Origin of the sequence: Psychromonas sp. KJ10-2 (genome assembly GCF_047323255.1) — a bacterium.
In the GTDB taxonomy this organism is placed as follows: Bacteria; Pseudomonadota; Gammaproteobacteria; order Enterobacterales; family Psychromonadaceae; genus Psychromonas.
In genome coordinates this window covers 3,616,730-3,639,954 of sequence record NZ_CP178827.1, presented here as the reverse complement: position 1 = coordinate 3,639,954, position 23,225 = coordinate 3,616,730, and the positions used below count along the sequence as shown (strand labels likewise).

The window sequence follows — 23,225 nt, the reverse complement described above, 5'->3', positions numbered from 1 at the left end:
ACAACGAAAAAATAAGTTGTTTTAACAAGTAAAATAGAGCAGTTACTTACTATGATTGGTATAAGGTCACTTCCTCTAAAAAATCAACACTTCCTTCTCACCTAAACATCTAAAATTAAGCTGTTTTTTGGGAAATATCAGCAGAATTGATAAATATCACTAAAGTAGTAACTATTAAAAATATCCCCTTCTTTCTGGTCTATAATTCCTGTAATTAAATATCTAAAGCAAGGAATATAAATGTCCGTATCATTAACTATCAAAACAAAGCTAGTGATTACACTATGTGCGCCGCTATTAATTATGGCGGCATTTTTTATCTATTCTTCTATTGAGACTGAAAATTATGTACTCGATAAAGAAAAAGAAAATGTACAAGTACAACTAGCTGAAGTACTCAACAATAACCTTAAAGGTCAAATAGATACCATCACCTATGCAATAACTGGTTTTTATAACGATTCAAAAATTGAGAATATTAAAAAAGGCCTCGCTGATGAAATGTCTGAATTCAGCTCAACCTTCAACAATATCTATGAAAATAGCAATTCTAAAGCAGAAGCTGAAACAAGTATTTATAACTTTATAAACCAATACCGCTGGAATAATGGCCGTTATTTATTTGCTTATAATGCGTCATCTTATATAGCAAAAGCTTACGGGAGTAATTTAAATAACATAGGTGTAAATGATTACAATAAGGTCAGTGGAGACGGTAAATATTTTGTCCGAGATATTGTTAAAGCCGCTAAAGATAATGAGATAGGCTTTAGCGAATATGCTTTTACCAACCCAACAACAAATACTCAAGAAGATAAAATTACGGCTTCTTTTTATTTTGCACCTTTAGACCTTGTTATTGCTAGTGGAGAATATATAAGTACGTTACGAGCAGATAAGATAAGTGCCGCCTTGCATGCAGTGGTCGTTGCTAAATATGGAAAAAATGGATACTTCTGGATTCAAGATAAAGAGGGGAAGATCATCGCTCACCCTAAAAAATCAATCATAAATACAGCAACAGAAAGTACTAAATTAATTGCAAATGGTATTAAAGGTAAAACGGAAGCAATAGTAAAAGTCGTTTATGAAAACTCGGCAACGAAGCAACATGAAAACAAAATAACCTATTCTCGAAATATCTTCCCAGATTGGGGGTGGACTATTGTTACAGGTGTATATGAAAACGATATTATTGAAGTTCAAAATAGCTTGACAGAAGTTACTGAAAATATATTTGATCAACAAGTCACCTCAATGATCACTACAGCAAGTGTGTTAATCCTCTTATCATTTGTAATAGTTGTTTGGATCATTACGGCGATTATGAAAAATTTACGTATATTAAAAGATCGTATTGATACGCTATCCACTGGTGAAGCAGACTTAACATCACGCATAACGATTATGAATAACGATGAATTAAGTGATATTAGTAGATCTGTAAATAACTTTATTATTTATCTGCAATCTATGATGCTTGATATTTCACAAGCTTCCTCAAATATCACAGCTACAACAAAACAATTAAATGAGCAGTCAATAAAATCAAATAATGCCTTACTCACTCATGCAAGTGAAACAGATCAAGTCGTCAGTGCTATTACAGAAATGAGTAGCACTTCTGAAAGTGTTGCACAAAACGCAGCAGATACATCAACGAATACACAAAAAGCTAATGATGAAGCGATATTATCAAAAAAAATTGTCACAGAGGCTTCAAATAGTGTTATTGCATTAGTAGACGAGGTTGATTCTGCTTCAGCAAGCATTAATACCATGAGTAACAATACCCAAGAAATAATTAAAGCATTGAGTGTTATTGGCGAAATAGCAGATCAAACCAACTTATTAGCCCTAAATGCAGCGATAGAAGCAGCCAGAGCAGGAGAACAAGGACGAGGCTTTGCAGTGGTTGCTGATGAAGTGCGTTCTTTAGCTGCACGTACACAAAGCAGTACAGGTGAAATCAACCAAATACTTACAATATTAAGTAAAGATGCTGACAATGCAGTCGCAGCAATGGATATCACTAGAAGTAGCTGTCAACGAACGGCTGAAAATACAGCGAAGGTAACAGACAGCCTAGATAACATGACTAACTTTATAATTCATATCAATGACTTAAGTACTCAAATCGCAACAGCATCGGAACAACAAAGTGTTGTTACCGAGGAGGTAAGTTGCAATATGACGACTATCAACGAGATGGTACAACAATTGAAAATGAATGGCCAAGAAACACTAGATAGTACTGAAGAGCTAAGTTCAGCTAACAATCAGCTAGACCTATTAGTTAAGAAGTTTAAGTTGCAATAAATAAAGCTATTAATCAGTTAATGAGGCACCTAATCGTAGGTACCTCACTACTATCGCTTATTTTTAACCTCTTCTAAAATAAAATCTCGAAATACCTGATTCGCACGAGAAAGATAACTGTCCTTTCGCCATGCCAAACTAAGGTCAATACAGAAAGGCTCTACAAAAGGGCGAGTAATAATTTCATCGTCATCTTGAATCGCCACTTTCCACATCGGAGAGATCGCATAACCTTTACGAATAATCGACTTAATCAAAGGCAGTAGATTACTGGTAAATGCTATCTGAGGGCTGGCTTTCTCTTTCTGACTGATCCTTTCAATTAATGAATGATGGTAATAACCTTTACCAAACAGTATTAATTCATACTTCAGAAACTCAGCATATTCAATTTTATCAAACTTCGCTAAAGGGTGATCGGCAGCCATACATACCACCATCTCCTCTCGCATCAGTTTACCGGTTTCAAATTCAGGTGGTAAATCGTGGTCAGCTACAACACCTAGTTCCAAATCACCTTCTAACAAACGCTTACGGATGTTACGTGTGCCAGTATCGATGATATTCATACCTAATGCAGGATATTGATGTTTAAAGGCCATTAATAAAGGGGGTAAAAAATAGGATCCGAGCATAGGTGGTACACCGATATCTACTTCACCTTGATCTAAGCCTTCAATTGCTTGCATCGCTAACTTCGCATCACTAGCTTGCTGTAGAATCTGTTTAGCATGCTGTAAAAATTTGGCCCCTGCTTCAGTTAACGACACACCACGTTCACGTCTATGCAATAAGGGCATATTCAATTCATTTTCTAGTTTTTTAATACTTGCACTAATCGCCGGTTGTGCCAAAAAAGGTGACGAGCGGCTGCAGAAATACTCCCCGTTTCCACGATCGCAACAAAGTGTTGTAGTTGTCTAAATTCCACTTTTTTATCCCTATAAATTGATCTAAACACCCATAAATTATATCTATGGATAACATAAAAACAACAGAATTTATTTATTTAAATTAGGCGGTTATTATGCGCGTATCAAACAAGGGGCTTCTGTCAAAAAAATGAAAAAATTCACACATTACAATCGTTTAGTTATCGCTGTTTGTCTATGCTCAGTGGTGACATTTTCTAATATCTACTGGTTACAACCATTACTTCCAACCTTACAGCAGGAATTTAATGTTAGCCTGTTAGCAGCTAACTTAGCGATGTCAGCCCCTTTGTTAGGTATGGGCTTGGGGTTATTAATCTTTGCCAGCATTTCCGACTCAATTGGACGAGGCCCTATTCTTTTAAAAGGCATGATTGCAGGCTTATCTATTTCATTCATGCTCCCTATGGTAGAAAACTACACGGTATTTTTATCATTACGTTTTATTCAAGGTGCTTTGCTATCAGTATGCCCTGCTGTGGCTATTCCGTTATTAGGAGAAGAGTTAAGAAAAAGCTGGCTACCAACGGCTGTTGGCTTTTATATCGCTTCTAACACCATTGGTGGCATCAGCAGTCGTTTAATTGGAGGCGCATCTGTTGACTTACTAGGCAGCTGGCAGGCAACGGGCTTTGGAATGGCAATTGTCACGGCAATTTTATTTATTGGCGTTTATGTTGCATTGCCACAACAACGTCACTTCACCAAACAAAAACTCCAACTAAAACCTAGCTTAAATATGTTTGCTAAACATATACAAACTCCACAGCTTCTTATTATCTACATCATCATTGGTCTTGGTTTTGGCTGTTTTGTTAACCTATTTAGTTACTTAATGAGTGTCTTAGAAGCGGCACCTTATGAATTACCTAGTGCACTACGTAGTTTGATCTTTGTAACCTTCTTAGGTGGCACAATGAGCGCTTCATTGGCAGGTAAATTTGGTAATCGTTATGGGCAGCTTGCAGGTGTTGCAACAGGTATTTTCATTATGTTGGCCGCTAACCTTTTATTAAGTCATCAAAACTTATCAGTCATGACCCTAGGCATGATCTTAATGGCTTTTGGTTTTTTCTTTTGTCATGCACAAGCAAGTACTTTAGTGGGTCGCTCAGTGAAAAAAGGTAAAGGTAGCGCGCAGGCGTTATACAGCTTATTTTATTACAGCGGTGCTAGCTTAGGTGTATTCTTCATCGCGCCTTTTTATGAGCAATGGGGATGGCAAGGTGTATTAGGCAGTACTAGTCTCGCATTAATTATTTGCTTGTTATTATTAGTAGTATATCAGGTGAAATATAACGGCCAACAAAAACCAGTGGTACGTTCTGCATAAAAAACCGCTGATCATTAAACGATCAGCGGTTCTTATCTACTATTCGTATTAACACTTAATACGAATGAACACTCTGATTAGATGATCACTAGTTCTTTAGCAATGTTGCCACGTGTTGCATTTGAGTATGGACATACTAAATCAGCTTTTTCTACTAATGTTTCAGCTTGTGCTTTATCCATGTCGCCTAGTGAGATAGATAATTTAACAGCGATACCAAAACCACCTTCGATTGGACCGATAGATACTTCAGAGTTGATGTATAAGTCGCTTGGTAATGCGATTTTTTCAGCACCAGCAACGTGCTTAAGAGCACCGATGAAACATGCTGCGTAACCTGCACCAAATAGTTGCTCAGGGTTAGTACCTTGACCGTCATCACCACCTAAGTTTTTAGGAGTAGATAGTTTAACATCTAAACGACCGTCATCAGACTTAGCGATACCTTCACGGCCACCTGTTGCTGTAGCGTTAGCTGTGTAAGCGACTTCTTGTAATACATTCATAATGAACTCCAACGTTGAGATTAATAAAATTTATTTATTTTGCACACAAAATAATAACTAGAATAAATAGCAATTGCAAATACTTTGCATGCAAATTAAAATGTTTGATAAAAGGAGTCGCCATGTCATATGCACAACTACAATTAAAAAACCAATTATGTCACCGTTTGTACATGGCATCGAATAGCATTGCCCGCACTTATCGACCTCTATTAGCCGACATTAACCTGACATACCCTCAGTATGTGGTAATGATGGCACTATGGGAAGAAGATAAAATAACCATTGCCGCTTTGATTGAGAAAACTGCGATTGATGGCAGTGCCTTGACACAAATCTTAAAAAAGATGACAGACAAAGCACTCTTAATGGTGATTAAAGATGAATCAGATAAACGTAAACGTCTTATTCAATTAACTAAACAAGGGCAGTCTCTTAAACAGCAAGCCAGTGATATACCAAATAAAATCCAGTGTAAGTTTAATAGTATTGATAGCACACAAGCAGAACAGTTAATGCACTTACTGGACTTAGTGGTACACGATTTAAATAGCGAAGAATTGAATATGTTAGATATTGAGGAGTAACCGCTCATTTGATTTAGCATTATAAAGTAACGATAGCCAATACAGTGCTATCAATACAGTGCTATCAATACAGTACTAAAAGCTACCGTACTTAACGCTCAAACTCAGCACCATAATCTCGCTCTACTTTGCTGATACGCACCTTAAACTCACTATACCAATGTTGATACCCCATTTTCTGGGCTACTCTATGCTCAACATTTTCTTTCCACTGTTTGATAGACGCTAAATCAGACCAGTAAGAGATAGTTATCCCAACCTCTTCTCGTGCTGATTCAATCCCTAAAAAACCCGGTTGTTGTAAAGCAAGTTCCATCATACGGTCCGCAGTCGTTGCATAGCCGTTATTGCCTTCAGTGCGTGTTGAGGTGAAAATAACCGCGTAATAAGGTGGTTTGGGTGTATCAGCAATTAATGACATTGTAGTAATAACCTAGCTCTTATTACTTTTACGATCGATACAGCCAAGATCTTTATCAGGTGCAATCACATTTCTCACTAATTGTTTAAGCTCAGTGATTTCAGGGAAACCGCCCATCTCTTTACGTGACCAAATGAGCGTACCATTTGCATACATTTCAAAAATCCCACCTTCTCCTGGTTGTAAGGCAACCTCATCTAACTCATTTTCGAAGGTACTTAGTAACTCTTGCGCCATCCATGAAGAACGCATTAACCAGCGGCATTTTTTACAATATTTAATTTCTATTTTATTCATCAGCATTAAGGCTCAGTTAGGTAAAGTTAATACGATACTCTACACGTTAAATCTAAAGACATAAATTTACTATTAGGATCTGCCTGGTAATCAGAGAATGGACCACAAAAAGTAAAACCATGTTTTAAATATAAAGCATGGGCAGGTAAAAAATAATCCATTGACCCCGTTTCAAGACTTAACTGGTTAAATTCACTCAGTTTAGCTTGAGTAATAATATGCTGTAACAAGCGTGAAGCGACACCTCGATGTTTATAATGTTTAGCCGTTCTCATTGATTTTATTTCTGCTTGTTGCTCATTTAACTGCTTAAGCGCTGCACACCCAGCTAAGTTTTCGCCATCCCAGATGGTCCAAAATTTTACAGAAGGATCTTTTAACCCTTCCAAATCTAGGGCGTGTACACTCTCAGGTGGAGAAGTTGCATGCATATCTTGTAGGTGTTCTTGTAACAAGGAAATAATCTCATTGCCTGACAAATCATCTAATTTTATCGAAAACGGCTGCATCTTAATTAAGCTCATTAATGGATTTTTTAAAATGGTTTATATTCATTCTTAAATTTTCTATGGGTAAAGGTCGGCTATAATAAAAACCCTGTACATAATCACAATTTAAGCTGATCAAGGCTTGCTCTGTTTCATAATCTTCAACCCCTTCTGCAACCACACTACAATCTAATTGCTCAGCTAAAAAAACAATAGATTTTACGATGGCATAATCCGCTTTTTGAGTAAGCATTCCACTCACAAAGGAGCGATCTATTTTGATCTGATTGATCGATAACTCTCTTAATAAAGAGAACGAGGAGAAACCTGTCCCAAAATCATCAATACTAAATTGAAAACCTTTTTCAGTCAGCGCTAAAATTATCTCTCTTGCGCACTTTATATCCGTCATCATCGCACTTTCAGTGATCTCAAAAACCAGTACATCGGTTATCGTCGTGTCATTTTCATGTAATGAACAAATAAACTCATAAAAGTCGTGACTTTTTAAATCTTGAGCAGATAAATTAATATGCAGCGAACCACTAAAACCCGCTTCATATAAACGGGATAAATTGTTCAAGGCTTCAACAATCACCCATTTAGTAAGAGACAAAATAAGTGTACTGCGCTCTGCAATCTTAATGAAGTATTCAGGTGAAAGATAACTACCATCAGGCTGAGGCCATCGGATCAAGGCTTCCAAGCCATGCTCTTCGCCACTTTTTGCGCAAATAACCGGTTGATAAAATAAAAGAAACTCCCTGCTTCAATGGCCGTTTGAATTTTAGTGGTCATCAATAAGAAGTTACTCTCTTTTTGAATTAATTTATCATGATAAAAAATCAGTGTTTGCTTGGTATTTTTAGCTTCATACATAGCGAGGTCAGCAAACCTCACTAATTCATGCATATCAACGCTATCTTGCGGGTAATGACTAACACCAATACTCAAGCGAACATTAATAAACTGGTCATCAATCTCCACCGGTTGCTTTGCTACTTTGGTAATAATATCAACACATTGATCTAAACCATTGGCGCTTTGATAGGTGGTCAATACCGCAAACTCATCACCGCCGATTCGATATAGTGATGCATAATTACTTATATTTTGTTGTATCCCCCGTGCAGTAGCAATTAATAATTGATCCCCAAAATGATGCCCAAAGGTGTCATTAACTTGTTTAAAGTCATTTAAATCAATAAATAAAACCGAACAAGCCGTATCATCTGCCAGCGTTTTAGCTAGGTTTTTAAAAACATTTTACGGTTAGGTAATCCGGTTAATGCATCATGCTCCGCCTGATAACGCTGTACTTCAACCGCTTTTTCAATACTCAATAAGCTGCCATAACTTAGTTTGATCACCAAAAAACAAATGCACCGCCGCCAAACAAGATACAAGCAACAATAGAAACAAGCATTGTGTCTATCGGGAAAGAGACAAAGTAGTAGAGGATACCGACATAACCGATAATAAATAAGATAATGAAATAAAACAGAATATACCAAGATGCTAACGATGTTTTTCTACAAATACGCAACGTACTTACTAAACTCGCTAATAAAAAAATAGTTCCAGCAATGATGGTCGCAATAAAAAATTCGCTCAAATAAGGCCCCTCATTTAATATCCATAAAATAATAAGAACAGATAAAAAGTGCTTCGTCTACAAGTATAGTTGAGAGCATGAACTGAACATGATGAATTTAATGAAAAATCCATAAAATATAGCTTAACATAGCATACAAATAAAATATTCATCACTAAAAACACCATTATTGAATATAAACATGTGATACCTGTCCTTGCTTACAGTGATAAAATCGATACCTTTATAGAGTCAAATAGTCACATCAAGCAAAGTAAAGAAAGGAAGGGTTTAATATTTAGATTAGCGTATTAAACAAATTTAGATGAAGTCAAACATAGACAATCACATCTAAAATTTATATAAATATATTATTTTATATACAACTAATAATAATTAATAATAAATGGGGTAGATAAATGAAAATACTTATGTGGATAGGCTTAGTGTTACTTGTGATATTTGTGCTTTATGCATTAATAGTATCAGTTTTCTCCTATTATGTTAGCAGCCCTCGCACACATAATGCGACGGTATTAAACGCTAATTTAAGTAACCAATATTACCTGCAGGAAGATAAAGTTATCTTTGTGTTAGATGGTAACTTCTTTCAAATTGGAGGGGTTGATATAGAAGGTGCTGACCCTAATAGCTTTGAGGTTATCGACCAATCATATGCAAAAGATAACAACCGCCTCTATTACAACGGCAAACCGATTAGTGATGTCACGCCAGATTCTATCGTCAATGTCACCTCGACCTTTGATGAAAATGCAAAGAACTCAGGTTACCTCATTAGCAATGGGAAAGTATTTTGTTACGGAGAAGTTATCCAAAGAGCTGATACAGACACATTCAGCTTCCTAGCTGGATTATATGCTATGGATAAAAACTACCTTTATTATGACACTAATATCAAAATTCCGCGTGAAGTTGAACCAACTTTAGTCGACCATACAAACTTCCAGTATTTGAAACACGGCGACCAAATATTTTATCAAGGTGAGCTAATCAGTATGCTGGGTAGTCAATTTGAGATTATTGATGACCAATACTCAAAGGATGCAGTTCATGTTTATTCACACGGTGAAATAATAAAAGAAATGACACCAGAAGGCTTTACTGTTATCTCGCCTTATTACCGAAAAGATAAAAACCAAGCATATTATTTCAACAACCCTATTCCAGAAAGTGACCCAAACACATTCAAAGTGTTAAATGATACGATTGCAAAGGATCAGCACCACCTCTATTACAATGGTTATATCATAGACAATAAAACTACAGCAGAGGTTAATCGATCAGAAGCGAATGAGTTAGCTAAAAGGTGGAAGTGGAGAGAGCTACATTTATCGCCAACAACGGTTATTGTTGTGCCAAGTGATAAGGTTGAAGATATTGCCTACGAATACTTTGCTTACAATAACGACGTCTACACAAGAACCCAAAAATTAGAGGGTGTCACCGCCGATCAAGTGATTGTTCTGGACCGAGACAGCAAAGAGTTTACAAGAATTGGCGATCAAGTTTTTTATTTTGGAAACCCTATTGAAGGTGTAGATGCCAACACCTTTGAACTCATTGCAGATCGTTTTTCACAAGATGCAGAGCATATTTATTGGGGAGAGCATAAGGTAATAGACGCCAACCCCTCAAACTTTGAATATGATGAAAGGTTATTTGCAGATGAAAATGAAGCCGGTGAGTTTGTTTTAAAAACAGTAGAATACTAACCTAATACTAGCAATAACTGACTCGCGTGATTATTTACTTATCACGCGAGTATGACTAATCATTAACGCTTCGTTAGCCCTTTTTTATTTAAGTATGGCAGGATATGTGGGCGAGATTCTTTAGATAACTGCCCTGTTACTTGCTCTGACCAAGTGCTTTGTTTTTGGTTACTGCTACGACTTGCATAGTAGTCATGAATCACTTGATCGTAACCTTTAATATCGTCCATATTAAGCGGCTGATATTGATTTTCATGCATAATCACATTAGCAGGCAAACGTGGCTTAACTTCAGGATCTTGGGCAGGGTAACCTAAACACATCCCAAATAATACTGATGTATTCTGTGGCAATGCTAGCAATTCATCCACCAGCTCAATTTTGTTACGTAACCCACCAATATAAACACCACCTAACCCCATTGATTCAGCTGCTAACAAACAATTTTGCGCCATAATGCCACTATCAACAGCGCCAATCAGTGTCAGCTCTGTAAAGTCCGCTTGTACCTCAGGGTTAATGCTCGCATGACGTTGGTAATCAATACAAAAAACTAAAAATTCCGTCGCCTTTTCAACATACACTTGATTACCTGCGTATTCAGCTAACAACTTACGTTTACTTTTATCTGTCACTCTAATGATAGACACAACCTGCAGCATACTTGAAGAAGAAGCCGCTAATCCAGCTTGAATAATCGTATCCAGTTGTGATTTCTCTATAGGCTGATCAGTATATTGGCGAATCGAACGGTGACTTAACATAGTCTCAATCGTTTTGTTCATAAAATCGGTAATCCTTATCATTATAATTGTCGTTGTAAGGTGCAGCCCTATATTAATGATATTTGTGAATAGTTTGAAATAAAGGTAACAGAAATAACACGCCTAACGAAGTTTATCCAAGCGTATACCTCAAATGTTCACCATTGAATCCTATTAACATATATACCCATCAAATTTAACATACCTTATTCAAATAGTTTACTTTGATTTAAAGACTTCACCCTATATCCTCCAGCGTCTTGTGGGAGGTTTGGGTTAATAGTATCCAGCAGAAAATAATAAAAAAATAAATAACATAAGTGATAACAAATGATTCAGGCAATTATTCGATTTTTAGGAATTCAAAGTAGCGTCGTTAACTCAGAAAAAACCGTCGCAACAATAGGTGGCATGTTAGCTATATTTTGTTGTTTTTATGCAACCGTCTACTTTACAGGGGATGCTGGTTCAGTGGCTATCTTGCCTTCGATGGGCGCTTCCGCAGTATTGCTTTTTGCAGTTCCTCACGGTCAGCTATCGACGCCTTGGGCTTTTTTAGGAGGTAATATTTTTTCCGCTATTGTTGGTGTAACTTGTGCAACCTTGATAGAGCCTATGTTGATCGCAGCACCAGTTGCCGTAGCATTATCTATTTTAGTCATGCACTTAACGAGAAGTTTACACCCACCAGGTGGAGCAACAGCATTAGCAGCAGTAATCGGTGGACCAACTATCCATGGACTTGGTTATTGGTATGTGATCACACCAACGCTAATCAATTGCAGCATATTATTCTTAATCGCGATGATTTTTAATAACCTATTTCATTGGAGGCGCTATCCACAAAGTTTTATGCACTACCAAAGCGCTGGCTATCACCCCGATACAAGACGCATTAAGATGCAACATATTCATCAAGCCATAAAACGCTCAGATTTAGTGATTGATGCCAGTGACGAACAAATAAAACGCGTGGTTGATTTAGCTGATGCAATTTACCACGAAGAAATGATTAAACAGTTTGTATTAGAACTTGGTGCTTACTATACCAATAGCAAACCCAGGAGGCAGTGGTCTGTGCGCCAAATAATCGACCAGCGAGAGCATCAAGATCCATCTCGTTATCTAGTCATATATCGTATTGCAGATGGTGAAAGAAAAGGGACAACTGATAGTTGTACATTACAAGAGTTTGCAGAGTGGGCAAATGAAAAAATGCGCCCAAAAGGTTGACTAACAAGGCAGTAGAAAGCTTGAGTATCATGTAAAAAAGGTCATCGTTAAATTGATGACCTTTCATCTAATATCTATCTACCTAAAAATCCAACTTTGGCATTTTTAGCAACTTTTACTGCTCTTTTTCTTTGGCTGTTAAAAGCGGTTTTTTCTTGCCGTCTTTTTTACTGTCTTGGCCTTTACTCACGATGCTTTCCTTTCATTAAGATAAACAACTACTAACCCTTTGACGTATGTTATACGAGGCATTGAGCACTCTGCTAACGGCGAGATTATGTTCCTAACAATTAAAAATAGATAGCAATATTTCTCATAAAATTAAAAATAATTTAGCCCAAATTTAACAGATTAATTTAGGTTAAATCCAAAGTCTAAAACGGCATGATAAAGACTAGAAAATGGAGTCTTCCATTTTAGTGGTTAACAATTCCAACACCTTCATTCCCATATATGAATTCCCTTTTTTATTTAATCGAGGACTCCATACGGCTACAGCATATTTTCCGGATGTAATGCAACAATGCCGCCACCGACACCACTTTTACCAGGTAACCCGACTTTAAAAGCAAACTCCCCAGCTTCATCATAAAACCCGCATAACTGCATCACCGCATTGATACGCTTAGCCTGACTTGGATTGACAATCATCTCTCCCGTTGTCAAGTCAACACCACCACTCACTAAAAACATAAATGAATGTGCTAATTCACAGCAATTCATTTCAATCGAACAAAGATAAAAATACAGATCTAAAACTTCATCAACATCATTGTGAATATTTCCAAAATCACGCATTAAATGAGATCAGCGCTTTATTTCTATCACTAGTGAGCTTCTCAGATTCAGCTACTTTTTCGTTATATTGTAAGCTTTGGTTATTGGCTATTTTTCTTACAAAATTTAATAGAATCAGCTTTAGGGTCATCCAGATAAGACATCAAGACATCACAAATAACAATGGCCCCAGCGTTAATGAATGGATTACGAGGAATACCATTCTCAACTTCTAATTGTATTAAAGAGTTAAACGCCGTACCCGATGGCTCCACACCAACACGTGACCACAACTCACCACCAAGAATACGCATCGCTAAGGTAAGCGAAAATACTTTAGAGATACTCTGAATCGAGAAGCGCTCTTGGCTATCACCTTGATAAAAATTACCTTTATCAATATGTACTAGATGAATCCCTAATTTATCAGGTTCAATCTTCGCCAGCTCTGGAATATAAGAAGCCGCAACCCCTTTATTTTCCAAAGGTTGCAGTTCAATAAAAATATCGTTAAATACCGTTTTAAAGTTAATATCTTTCATAAAGAGTTTAGGACAGCCATATATTGAGAATAGAAATATAAAGGTAAATGATAACCGAAAATATTAACGAAGCACTCCCTTTATATTCAAAAATAAAAAAATTAAAGCTGATTAGATGGTTAGTAGTAAATGCAGGCATGTTTAATATTAAGGCAAGATAGTTAAGGACATATATGGTCAAGATTTACAAGATTTAAAATGCTCGTGAACTTTCTTATCTAGCTAGCTGTCCTAGACCTTTACTTCAATGAAAAATCGCAATTCACTTTCTCTGTAGTGACCATGCGACTACTTTTTATTTCTCGTTCTCATAAGGTCTTACATTGGTTGATAAACACGCGAAAACTCGTCAAAAATTGAATGAAAAATGGGCTATATTAATAATATTAGTCATCATCGCCAGCAGCATCCTCCTCTATTTAGACTCCCTCGTTAATTCAACGTTTAAAGATAAACAGTGGTCAGTTGCATCTACCGTTTATGCTCGACCTCTAGAGATATATGAAGGCTTACCACTCAAGTTGACAGACCTTCGTGAAGAGATGACCATGCTTGGTTATCGTTTTGTTCAAGACGTTAAGAAACCAGGTCAGGCATTGTTCAATGGCAACAAGGTCACAATATTTATCCCTAAATTTCAGTTTAGTGATGAGTTAGCGCCAGCACAAAAAATCAACATCACCTTAAATAATGGCTTTGTATCAAAACTAGAAAGCGAAGAAAATAAAGCGTTAGTACGTTTACAGCCCTTGGTGATCGGTGGCATCTACCCTTCACACAATGAAGATAGAATCTTAGTACAACTGGCAGATGTTCCTGATTCTTTACAAGGAATGTTAGTGGCAGTTGAAGATAAAGACTTTTATGACCATCACGGGATTTCACCGCGTGGTATTGCACGAGCAATGGTGACCAATATTAAAAATGGTGGATTCTCACAAGGTGCATCAACACTAACGCAACAATTGATTAAAAACTATTACCTAACACCAGAGCGCACATTAATTCGTAAAGCACAAGAAGCGCTGATGGCGATATTATTGGAGTTTCATGCTAGCAAAGCCGATATTTTAGAAGGATACATGAATGAAATATACCTTGGTCAAGATGGTCCGCGTGCCATTCATGGCTTTGGTTTAGCCAGTCAGTATTACTTCAAAAAAGATCTAACGGATTTATCTCTTTCACAACAAGCCCTGTTAGTGGCATTAGTACGTGGCGCAAGTTTTTACAACCCATGGCGCAACCCTGAACGCGCATTAAAACGCCGTAATTTGGTGTTAGATATTGCCGTAAGAGAGGATCGCCTCGATCAAGATGCAGCTGAATTAGCTAAACAAGCGCCACTAGAAGTTGGTGAACGAAGTGCCAGTGGCCATAAACGTTACCCAGCTTATTTAGACCTAGTGCGTAGACAATTACAGAATGATTATAAAGCAGAAGATTTAAGCTCAAATGGTTTGTCTATTTTCACCCACTTTAACCCGCTAATTCAAGAAACCGCTGAAGCTAGCTTAGTTAAAGCAATGGAGAAACAAAAACAGTCAGATCCAGAGCATAAGTTACAGGGAGCCGTGATTGTTACACAACCAAATACAGGTGCAGTTACTTCAATCGTAGGCGGCACCGACACTCAATATGCAGGGTTTAACCGCGCCATAGATGCGCGTCGACAAATCGGCTCATTAATGAAACCCGCAGTATATTTAACCGCATTACAAAAAAGTGAAGAATATACTTTAGCTACCCTCATCAGTGATGATGCCTACGAACAGAAATTACCTAACGGCACCAGTTGGACACCTAAAAATTATGACTTAAAAGATCATGGTGATGTGCTTTTATATAAAGCATTAGCACATTCATACAACCAAGCAACCGCTCGTTTAGGTAATGACTTAGGCTTAGATAATATATTATCAACCATCAAACAACTCGGCGTTGATAATGATATTCCCGCTGTCCCCGCTATTACATTAGGAGCCGCAGAATTAAGCCCGCTTGATGTGGCTAAAATGTATCAAACCATCTCATCCGGTGGATTTTACACACCGTTATTAGCAATCAGCTCAGTTGTGGATGCACACGGAGAATTACTCACTAGCTACCCTATTGATATTGAAAAACGATTCAATTCCAGTTCTATTTATACCTTACGCCACGCATTACAGGCTGTTACGCACGAAGGCTCAGCTAAAGCGTTAGAGTGGTTATTACCAGACTTTGCTGTTGCAGGAAAAACAGGCACAACAAATGATTTACGAGACAGCTGGTTTGCAGGGTTTTCAGAAGATATGCAAGCAGTCGTCTGGCTTGGCCGTGATGATAACAAATCAACAGGGTTAACAGGCTCAAGTGGTGCGCTACGTGTTTGGGCAGATATTTTCAAAGCACGCGCTTATCAAGCTCTACAAAATACGCCACCCAAAAATATCACCCTAAGTTGGGTTGATAGCGAAACAGGTGTTGGCAGTGAAGATAATTGTAATAACGCAATTCAATTACCATTTATAAGTGGCAGTGAACCAACACAAGAGAAACGTTGCGGAGCAACGGATAAAGTCATCGACTGGTTCCGTAATTTAACCGATTAAAGGGAGAAAATAATGAAGCATCACAAAATTGCTATTGTTTGTTTATCTAGTTTTTTATGGGCCTGTAGCACCAAACCGACTGTCACCGCACCGGTAACAGACCCGATAACACCCAACTCAAGCAGCACGACCACAGACAGTAATGATAATAACGTTAAGCGACGCTCCGCATTAAACTCATTATTAAACCTTGCAGAGCAACAAGAAAGTCAAGGGAACTTACAGGGAGCAACACGAACCTTAGAGCGAGCAATCAGAATCTCTCCACGTAACCCTGAAATCTATTTACAATTAGCTGAATTAAACTACCGCCAAGGCAGAAATGCTCAAGCAGAGTCATTCGCTGAAAAAGCACTCAGCTTTAATCCGAATGATACAATCACAGAGAAAGCAGAATTATTATTGAAAAACCTTGAGACTAAATAGAGATATAACCTTGTTAACAGTAAGTTATTTCTAAGTAAGTCTTGTTTTTGGAGAGTGAATCAGCCAATAAAATTTATGGGTGTCATCGACATTGTCATCATTGCGGCAATAAAGTGAGCTCGTATTAGGGTAATATCATTGTTAAATGTAGCCTGGACTATCAAAACGGTTTAAAAGGAAAAATGATGAAAGATAAAGTTGTGTTATATAAAAAGATCCCTGAACAACAACAATTATTATTAAGCCAAATGTTTAACCTTATCTGTTTTGATAAAATTGATGAAAGTAATTTACAAGAATTTATCCATGAAATTAAAGATGCCATTGGCTTAATTGGCTCTGGCGTTAAATTACCTCAAGAAATTTTACAGCACGCTCTGAATTTAAAAGTAATATCAACCATCTCAGTTGGCTATGATCACTTTGATCTTGAGTACCTGAAATCACGCAACATTGCATTAATGCACACTCCCGATGTCTTAACTGATACTACTGCTGACACTATTTTTACTTTAATCATGTGCTCAGCAAGACGAACCACTGAATTAAATAACTTCGTGACATCCGGCAAATGGTCTAATAACTTAAAAGATGATTATTTTGGTGTCGATATTCATGGTAAAAAACTCGGCATATTAGGTATGGGGCGCATAGGTTATGCCGTTGCTAAACGAGCGAATTTGGGGTTTGACATGCCAATAAATTACTATAACCGCAGTGTAAACTCAAAAGCAGAAAAAAACTTCAACGCACAAAAAATGGAGCTTGACGAATTATTAGTTGATTCAGATTTTGTTTGCTCAATATTACCCGCTAATCAACAAACAGACCTACTCATTGGCCAAAGAGAGCTTGAATTAATGAAAAGTTCAGCCATTTTCATTAATGGTGGACGAGGAAATGTAGTTGACCAAGATGCACTCGCCATCGCATTAAAAAATCAAACAATAAGAGGCGCTGGTTTGGATGTTTACCAAGTCGAGCCACTTCCACAAAGCTCTCCTTTAATGGAGTTAAAAAATGTAACACTCTTCCCCCATATTGGCTCTGCAACCTCAGAAACAAGAGTTGCAATGATTACATGTGCAATAGAAAACCTCAAAGCAGCTTACATTGGAGATTTAACAAAAAATTGTGTTATTAGTTGAATAAAAAAGTAGGCCACACCACTATTTTAAATAACGAAACTAACTATTTTCGGTACTTTCTACGATAAGTTATTGGTAAGGAAATATTGTTTTGAGGGAGTTAAGTAAACAATAAAGTTTATGGGTGTCCTCTCTCAACCTACTCTCTCAACCCTTTGCCTCTTCACCCTCTCTGCCTAAGCGCAGTTGAACCAAACTCTTAACACCAACTTATCTAAGTACATATGCATTCCCATGCACAGCATGGGAACGAGCTAAGTTTCGGTGTCCACCTACTGACCATCCCAACCGGTAAGTATTAAACCGAATCTATTTTGTTACTTTCTTGCGATAACCCAAATCGCATGGATAATCCCAGGATATAACCGAAAAGCGTCAAAATGATATTCAAGACTAATGTCCATGAGAATCCGACTTGTAAAAAAACACCTAGTGGTGGCAATAAAACAGCAAAAATGATTCTAATGATATCCATTGGTTAATCCTTAAATGTAAATGAGTCTTTGGAAAGGGCTAAGCGATGATTTCAACAACCTAGTCTAGTACCCACTTTCCACGTTTAACATATTCGTGTAACAGTAAACATTAGAGCAAATAACATGCCATGGGTTTACAGTTCAAAAATAGGCAGTGTTTTTTTATGGAGGGAGATACAAATTATTGCATCAGGAAATAGGTTTAGTTAACAGATTGAAACAGACAACTTTCATCTATAGAGATGAATCTAGAGCAAGTGTTTATAAGGCTTTTAACTCTATATCAATATGATTCAAAGCTAACATTCCCCCTTAAAAAATTAATACTCTTATGCGTATTTATCGCACTATTTAAAAAATAATAAGGGTATTTATTTACTGAAATACAAATATTTCAATATTGGTAAAAGTGACCACACCATGAAAATATTACATTTATAAATAAAAATATTACATCATTCATTTCAATGTATTCATTACTCTGCAACGCCTATAAACACTCCAAACAACTGTTTTAATTGATATATACCATTTTTCTACAACATGGTATTGCTATTGCAATGTCAAAAGTAACTAAACAACCAGAATAGACGCTACACACATCAAGCACTAGCGATTACTCATTAATCTCTTTGAATGGGAGGCAGAATGAATAACAACAATTCACTTAAAAATAAAAAAATAGCAATGATTGCAACCGATGGTTTTGAGCAAAGCGAATTACTTCAACCCAAACAAAGTTTAGCGGCACTGGGTGCAGAAGTAGATGTTGTATCAATCGATAACAATCAAGAAATTTGTGGATGGGATGTCAATAAATGGGGCGATAAAATTAACGTCGATAAACAAGTTGGCGATATAACCCTTTCAGATTATGACGGTATTACTTTCCCTGGTGGTCAAATCAATCCAGACATATTACGCGCCAATCAACAGGTCGTGTCGTTGACTCAAAAAGCAACAAAAGAAGACAACATAAAAGTTATCGCTGCTATTTGCCATGGTCCTTGGTTATTAGCAGAAGCTGACATTGTAAACAACAGAAAGGTCACCTCTTTTCCAAGTATCAGAACAGACTTAAAAAATGCGGGGGCACTCTGGGAAAATAAAAAAGTAGTCGTAGATGGAAAATTAATCACTAGCCGTAACCCCGATGACATTCCTGCTTTTGTCGACGCGATTGCATACCAATTGACACATTAAATTGCTTACGTGAAAGATAAATAGAGGATCAAACATGAATAATCAAAAAATAATAGTCGTAACAGGCGCTTCAAGTGGCATAGGCGCAGCGACGGTAGATAAAGTGCTCGAAGCTGGACACAAAGCAGTAGTCACCGCAAGAAGCACAGAAAAACTTAACAAAATAGTACAACGTTGGGGTGAAGATAAAGTATTAGCTGTCACCGCAGATGTCACAAACTTGGATGCAATAAGTAACGTCATCAAAAAAGCTAACCAGAAGTTTGGCAGAGTAGACGTTGTATTTGCCAATGCTGGCATGGGTGCCAGTACACCTGGTATTGAACATGGCGATCCAGATGATTGGAAAACCATGCTAGATGTCAATATAAACGCTTTACTGTATACCGCTAAAGCAAGTCTTCCTGCACTAAAAAAAACGCAAGGACACTTCATCGTCACTAGCTCCATAGCAGGAAAAATTTCACTTAAAGGTTCAGTGTACGGTGCTTCAAAATGGTTTGCTTATGGTTTTGCGCAAAACTTAGCTATTGAGATGGCAGAATGGAAAGGTCGTTGCACCACCATCTGTCCAGGCATGGTCAACACCCCTTTCTTTGATGAAGCTAAGCCCGACAAATTAGATCCAACAGATGTTGCAGAAGCAGTTGTTTATGCCATTTCAGCCACCCCACGTTGTGATGTTAGAGAAATAACACTTATGCCGACAAACTAATCTACATTACTGATTTACATGACTTATTTGCATAGCTAGGCCTATTTAACTCTCTCAACAGGCCTATCAATCAACATTAAAAAGTAAGTAAAAATTTAAAGGAAGCCACTTAATGAATAACTTTAATAATGTGCACGACTTCTTAAAACAAAATCAAAAATTGCACTTACGTATTGCAGAATTTTATCGTTCGTTATCAATGAAAGCTGAAAGCCAACGAACCAAATTATTATTGGATATTCTGATAAAACACGAACTTGAATTACTCGATTTTGTCAGTGCCTACCTTGATAAAGCATCGGATAAAACTCAAGAAGCATTTATTCAATTTGATCCTGAGCAAAATATTGATTCTTTATTTTCAACTGATTTTAACCACGCACAAGTCACAAGCGAACAGGTTGAAGCATTAGCTGGACGATTTAACCAATATTTATCAGATATTTACCAAGGTATTGCTAAATCAAATGAATCCCAAGAAGTAGAAAAAGTGTTTGATAACCTTCATCAACACACTGAACAAAAAAAGAAACAACTCTCCATCGATATCAATGAAATGAATGATATTTAATAAATACTTACTGGCAAAAAAAGATCAGTATTTGGCATTTTTATTACTATTAATCAATGAGGTAAGTGTTCAATTGTTAGCCTCTACACATTAATTTTTAGCAAAAGATTAAGGACTAGATATGACAGAATCATTTAAATACTCAGGCGGTAAAGGCAAAGGCGGAGAACTTCACCAATCAAGTGATGATTACCCCACCATGACCACCAGCCAAGGCTGTCCAATCAGTGATGATCAAAACTCTTTAAAAGCCGGAGCAAATGGCCCCACCTTGATGGAAGATCAAGTATTAAGGGAAAAACTGTTTCATTTCGATCATGAAAGAATTCCAGAGCGAGTGGTACATGCCAGAGGATATGGTGCGCATGGTTACTTTGAAACCTACGAATCATTATCTGATATAACTTGTGCAGATATCTTTCAGCGAGCAGGTGAAAAAACACCCTTATTTACACGAATCTCAACGGTAGCAGGTAACAAAGGCTCAGGCGATTTGGCTCGTGATGTGCGAGGTTTTGCTGTTAAGTTTTACACTAAAAAAGGCAATTGGGATCTTGTAGGTAATAATATTCCTGTCTTCTTCATTCAAGATGCCATGAAATTTCCTGATTTAATACATGCAGCAAAAGAAGAGCCTGACAGAGGCTTTCCGCAAGCACAAACAGCACATGATAATTTCTGGGACTTTGCCAGCCTAACACCTGAAGCAATGAATATGGTGATGTGGACAATGTCCGACCGTGCGATCCCCCGTTCATTGCGTTTTATGGAAGGTTTTGGTGTGCACACCTTTAAATTGATTAATGCTAAGGGTGAAGAAAAATTTGTTAAGTTTCATTGGAAACCTAAACTCGGTATGCAATCAGTGGTTTGGAATGAAGCACTCAAAATAAACGGTGCAGATCCTGATTTTCATCGCAGAGATATTTGGGAGTCGATTTTAGCGGGTGATTATCCTGAATGGGAGTTAGGCCTGCAAGTGTTTGACCAGCAATTTGCTGACGATTTTGAGTTTGATGTTTTTGACCCAACTAAGCTAATTCCTGAAGAGCAAGTACCGATTAAAATTGTTGGCCGTATGGTTCTTGATCGCTTAGTCGACAACTTTTTTGCTGAAACTGAACAAGTCGCATTCTGTACCCAAAACATAGTGCCAGGCATTGATTTCACTCCAGATCCTTTATTACAAGGCCGTAATTTCTCTTATTTAGATACTCAAACTAAACGACTTGGTGGCCCCAACTTCACTGACATTCCGATTAATGCACCAAAATGTCCAATGCATCATTTTCAACAAGATGGGCACATGGCAATGAAAAATCCAAAGGGTCGTGTTAATTATGAACCTAACTCTTGGGATGCAGATGAAAATAATCCTCGCGCTTGTCCTGAACAAGGTTTTAAAAGTAGTACAGAGCAAATGACCGGAGATAAAACACGCTATCGTTCTGAAACGTTTTCAGATCATTATAGCCAAGCTCGCCAGTTCTATCTCAGCCAAACAGGCGTAGAGCAGAAACACATTCAATCTGCACTTGTGTTTGAATTATCAAAAGTCGAAAAATTAGCTATCCGAGAACGTTTAGTATCACACCTCATCAATATCGATAAAAAGTTAGCTGAAAACGTCGCTACAGGTTTAGGTTTAGAAACCATGCCAGAAGCCGCTGAAGCAGCAAAAGCAACACGTACCGATTTACCTGTATCAGATGCTTTGAGTATATTAAAAAATTCAAAAAATACTTTCAAAGGTAGAAAATTGGGTATATTAATATCAGAAGGTTTTGACGGTGCATTATTTAAATCAGTTACTGATGCATTAGCTGATGAAGGTGCTCGATACGAAGTGGTTGCAGCAGACATAGGCGGCGCAGCTTGTTCTAAAGGTAATCACGTTAAAGCACAGCAAGCTATTGCCGGTGGTCCATCTGTCTTATACGATGCAGTATTAGTCCTAGTGAGTAATGACGGAGCTGACTATTTTGCAACAGTGCCCGAAGCTAAAGATTTTATTAGTGATGCTTATGCCCACAAAAAATTCATTGGTTATACGCCTGAAGCACAAGCTTTACTCAAAGCCGTGGGGTTAGATGAGGTAAAAGATAACGGCATGATTAACGTAGAAGATAAAGAAGCGGATTCATTTATTAACACACTTCGCTCATTGCATTTCTGGCAACGATAGGTCAACTAGACAGTTATCACTAAGCAAGTACTGTGAATGAATAATAAACGGCCGTTAACTCGGTCGTTTTCTCACCATTAAAGGGGAAATTATGTCTCATCAACATGGTAAACAAATTAAAAATGACAGTGTTTACGAAGCCTTAATTAACCAAGGAAACAGTAAAGAAAAATCGGCGCGCATTGCCAATGCGCAAGCAAATCCAGAGATGCATCCATCTAAAAAAGGCGGAAAAGCGCAGCCATATGAAAGCTGGACTAAAGCAGAATTGTACAAACGAGCACAAACATTAACTATTAATGGCCGCTCTAACATGAATAAAAAAGAATTAATTGAAGCGTTAAGATCCCATTAGTTAATCACCCCAAGTAATTCAGAGGG

The 23,225-nt window shown here is 37.4% G+C and carries 23 protein-coding genes and 3 pseudogenes; 13 read left to right on the top strand and 13 right to left on the bottom strand.

Annotated features, from left to right (window positions below):
* Positions 1-240 precede the first annotated feature (240 nt).
* Positions 241-2,319, top strand: coding sequence for a methyl-accepting chemotaxis protein (locus ACLKL2_RS17960; protein WP_413692676.1), 2,079 nt, complete (start codon positions 241-243; stop codon positions 2,317-2,319).
* 50 nt (positions 2,320-2,369) lie between these two features.
* Here the strand turns inward: ACLKL2_RS17960 and ACLKL2_RS17955 are convergent, their stop codons facing one another.
* Both ACLKL2_RS17955 and ACLKL2_RS17950 read right to left on the bottom strand, forming a co-directional pair.
* The gene (locus ACLKL2_RS17955) at positions 2,370-3,119 is read right to left on the bottom strand and encodes a LysR family transcriptional regulator (RefSeq protein WP_413694362.1); all 750 of its coding nucleotides are present in this window, start codon (positions 3,117-3,119) and stop codon (positions 2,370-2,372) included.
* 9 nt (positions 3,120-3,128) lie between these two features.
* A pseudogene (locus ACLKL2_RS17950) lies at positions 3,129-3,214 on the bottom strand (helix-turn-helix domain-containing protein); the annotation flags it as partial.
* Between the two features lie 167 nt (positions 3,215-3,381).
* Here ACLKL2_RS17950 and ACLKL2_RS17945 point away from each other — a divergent pair.
* The gene (locus ACLKL2_RS17945) at positions 3,382-4,584 is read left to right on the top strand and encodes an MFS transporter (protein ID WP_413692675.1); all 1,203 of its coding nucleotides are present in this window, start codon (positions 3,382-3,384) and stop codon (positions 4,582-4,584) included.
* Positions 4,585-4,661: 77 nt separating this feature from the next.
* Here the strand turns inward: ACLKL2_RS17945 and ACLKL2_RS17940 are convergent, their stop codons facing one another.
* Positions 4,662-5,090 (bottom strand): organic hydroperoxide resistance protein, encoded by a 429-nt coding sequence (locus ACLKL2_RS17940; RefSeq protein WP_113819846.1) that lies wholly within the window; start codon positions 5,088-5,090, stop codon positions 4,662-4,664.
* A 122-nt stretch (positions 5,091-5,212) separates the two neighbouring features.
* On the opposite strand from ACLKL2_RS17940, the gene ACLKL2_RS17935 reads away from it, so the two are divergent.
* Complete coding sequence (locus ACLKL2_RS17935; protein WP_413692674.1) at positions 5,213-5,677, top strand: MarR family winged helix-turn-helix transcriptional regulator; 465 nt, start codon at positions 5,213-5,215, stop codon at positions 5,675-5,677.
* 91 nt (positions 5,678-5,768) lie between these two features.
* On the opposite strand, the gene ACLKL2_RS17930 is transcribed toward ACLKL2_RS17935, so the two are convergent.
* From ACLKL2_RS17930 to ACLKL2_RS17905, 6 genes are all read right to left on the bottom strand, one after another.
* A complete protein-coding gene (locus ACLKL2_RS17930; RefSeq protein ID WP_413692673.1) occupies positions 5,769-6,098 on the bottom strand; it encodes an antibiotic biosynthesis monooxygenase family protein in 330 nt (109 codons plus the stop codon).
* 12 nt (positions 6,099-6,110) lie between these two features.
* Positions 6,111-6,401, bottom strand: a complete 291-nt coding sequence (locus ACLKL2_RS17925) for a SelT/SelW/SelH family protein (RefSeq protein ID WP_413692672.1) — start codon at positions 6,399-6,401, stop codon at positions 6,111-6,113.
* A 20-nt stretch (positions 6,402-6,421) separates the two neighbouring features.
* The gene (locus ACLKL2_RS17920; RefSeq protein ID WP_413692671.1) at positions 6,422-6,904 is read right to left on the bottom strand and encodes a GNAT family N-acetyltransferase; all 483 of its coding nucleotides are present in this window, start codon (positions 6,902-6,904) and stop codon (positions 6,422-6,424) included.
* A 1-nt stretch (position 6,905) separates the two neighbouring features.
* Positions 6,906-7,589 carry an EAL domain-containing protein gene (locus ACLKL2_RS17915; RefSeq protein WP_413692670.1) on the bottom strand — a complete coding sequence of 228 codons (684 nt, stop codon included), beginning with the start codon at positions 7,587-7,589 and terminating at the stop codon, positions 6,906-6,908.
* Entirely contained in the window at positions 7,577-8,089 is a 513-nt protein-coding gene (locus ACLKL2_RS17910; protein WP_413694361.1) for a diguanylate cyclase domain-containing protein, read from the bottom strand. The genes ACLKL2_RS17915 and ACLKL2_RS17910 overlap by 13 nt, the downstream gene beginning before the upstream one ends.
* Positions 8,090-8,249: 160 nt before the next feature.
* The gene (locus ACLKL2_RS17905; RefSeq protein ID WP_413692669.1) at positions 8,250-8,498 is read right to left on the bottom strand and encodes a hypothetical protein; all 249 of its coding nucleotides are present in this window, start codon (positions 8,496-8,498) and stop codon (positions 8,250-8,252) included.
* A 398-nt stretch (positions 8,499-8,896) separates the two neighbouring features.
* Between ACLKL2_RS17905 and ACLKL2_RS17900 the strand changes: the two genes are divergently transcribed.
* Positions 8,897-10,210 (top strand): DKNYY domain-containing protein, encoded by a 1,314-nt coding sequence (locus ACLKL2_RS17900; RefSeq protein WP_413692668.1) that lies wholly within the window; start codon positions 8,897-8,899, stop codon positions 10,208-10,210.
* A gap of 62 nt (positions 10,211-10,272) precedes the next feature.
* Here the strand turns inward: ACLKL2_RS17900 and nfsA are convergent, their stop codons facing one another.
* The gene (gene nfsA, locus ACLKL2_RS17895) at positions 10,273-10,995 is read right to left on the bottom strand and encodes an oxygen-insensitive NADPH nitroreductase (RefSeq protein ID WP_413692667.1); all 723 of its coding nucleotides are present in this window, start codon (positions 10,993-10,995) and stop codon (positions 10,273-10,275) included.
* A gap of 309 nt (positions 10,996-11,304) precedes the next feature.
* On the opposite strand from nfsA, the gene ACLKL2_RS17890 reads away from it, so the two are divergent.
* Positions 11,305-12,207 carry an HPP family protein gene (locus ACLKL2_RS17890; RefSeq protein ID WP_413692666.1) on the top strand — a complete coding sequence of 301 codons (903 nt, stop codon included), beginning with the start codon at positions 11,305-11,307 and terminating at the stop codon, positions 12,205-12,207.
* A gap of 394 nt (positions 12,208-12,601) precedes the next feature.
* Here the strand turns inward: ACLKL2_RS17890 and ACLKL2_RS17885 are convergent.
* Positions 12,602-13,005: pseudogene (locus tag ACLKL2_RS17885) on the bottom strand (glutaminase).
* Between the two features lie 80 nt (positions 13,006-13,085).
* On the bottom strand, positions 13,086-13,526 hold the full coding sequence (locus ACLKL2_RS17880) for a glutaminase (RefSeq protein WP_413692665.1): 441 nt from the start codon (positions 13,524-13,526) through the stop codon (positions 13,086-13,088).
* 323 nt (positions 13,527-13,849) lie between these two features.
* Between ACLKL2_RS17880 and mrcB the strand changes: the two genes are divergently transcribed.
* From mrcB to ACLKL2_RS17865, 3 genes are all read left to right on the top strand, one after another.
* Positions 13,850-16,120: a penicillin-binding protein 1B gene (gene mrcB / locus ACLKL2_RS17875; RefSeq protein WP_413692664.1), complete on the top strand. Its 2,271-nt coding sequence runs from the start codon at positions 13,850-13,852 to the stop codon at positions 16,118-16,120.
* A 12-nt stretch (positions 16,121-16,132) separates the two neighbouring features.
* Entirely contained in the window at positions 16,133-16,546 is a 414-nt protein-coding gene (locus tag ACLKL2_RS17870) for a tetratricopeptide repeat protein (protein ID WP_413692663.1), read from the top strand.
* Positions 16,547-16,728: 182 nt separating this feature from the next.
* Positions 16,729-17,694, top strand: coding sequence for a 2-hydroxyacid dehydrogenase (locus ACLKL2_RS17865; RefSeq protein WP_413692662.1), 966 nt, complete (start codon positions 16,729-16,731; stop codon positions 17,692-17,694).
* Between the two features lie 317 nt (positions 17,695-18,011).
* Here ACLKL2_RS17865 and ACLKL2_RS17860 read toward each other — a convergent pair.
* Positions 18,012-18,169, bottom strand: a pseudogene (locus tag ACLKL2_RS17860) (YqaE/Pmp3 family membrane protein).
* 649 nt (positions 18,170-18,818) lie between these two features.
* Between ACLKL2_RS17860 and ACLKL2_RS17855 the strand changes: the two are divergent.
* From ACLKL2_RS17855 to ACLKL2_RS17835, 5 genes are all read left to right on the top strand, one after another.
* Positions 18,819-19,373: a DJ-1/PfpI/YhbO family deglycase/protease gene (locus ACLKL2_RS17855; RefSeq protein WP_113819834.1), complete on the top strand. Its 555-nt coding sequence runs from the start codon at positions 18,819-18,821 to the stop codon at positions 19,371-19,373.
* A 34-nt stretch (positions 19,374-19,407) separates the two neighbouring features.
* On the top strand, positions 19,408-20,088 hold the full coding sequence (locus ACLKL2_RS17850) for an SDR family oxidoreductase (protein WP_413692661.1): 681 nt from the start codon (positions 19,408-19,410) through the stop codon (positions 20,086-20,088).
* Between the two features lie 112 nt (positions 20,089-20,200).
* Positions 20,201-20,659, top strand: a complete 459-nt coding sequence (locus ACLKL2_RS17845) for a hypothetical protein (RefSeq protein WP_413692660.1) — start codon at positions 20,201-20,203, stop codon at positions 20,657-20,659.
* A gap of 121 nt (positions 20,660-20,780) precedes the next feature.
* Positions 20,781-22,844 carry a catalase gene (locus ACLKL2_RS17840; protein WP_413692659.1) on the top strand — a complete coding sequence of 688 codons (2,064 nt, stop codon included), beginning with the start codon at positions 20,781-20,783 and terminating at the stop codon, positions 22,842-22,844.
* Positions 22,845-22,935: 91 nt separating this feature from the next.
* Entirely contained in the window at positions 22,936-23,199 is a 264-nt protein-coding gene (locus tag ACLKL2_RS17835; RefSeq protein WP_413692658.1) for a DUF7218 family protein, read from the top strand.
* The last annotated feature ends 26 nt before the right edge of the window (positions 23,200-23,225 follow it).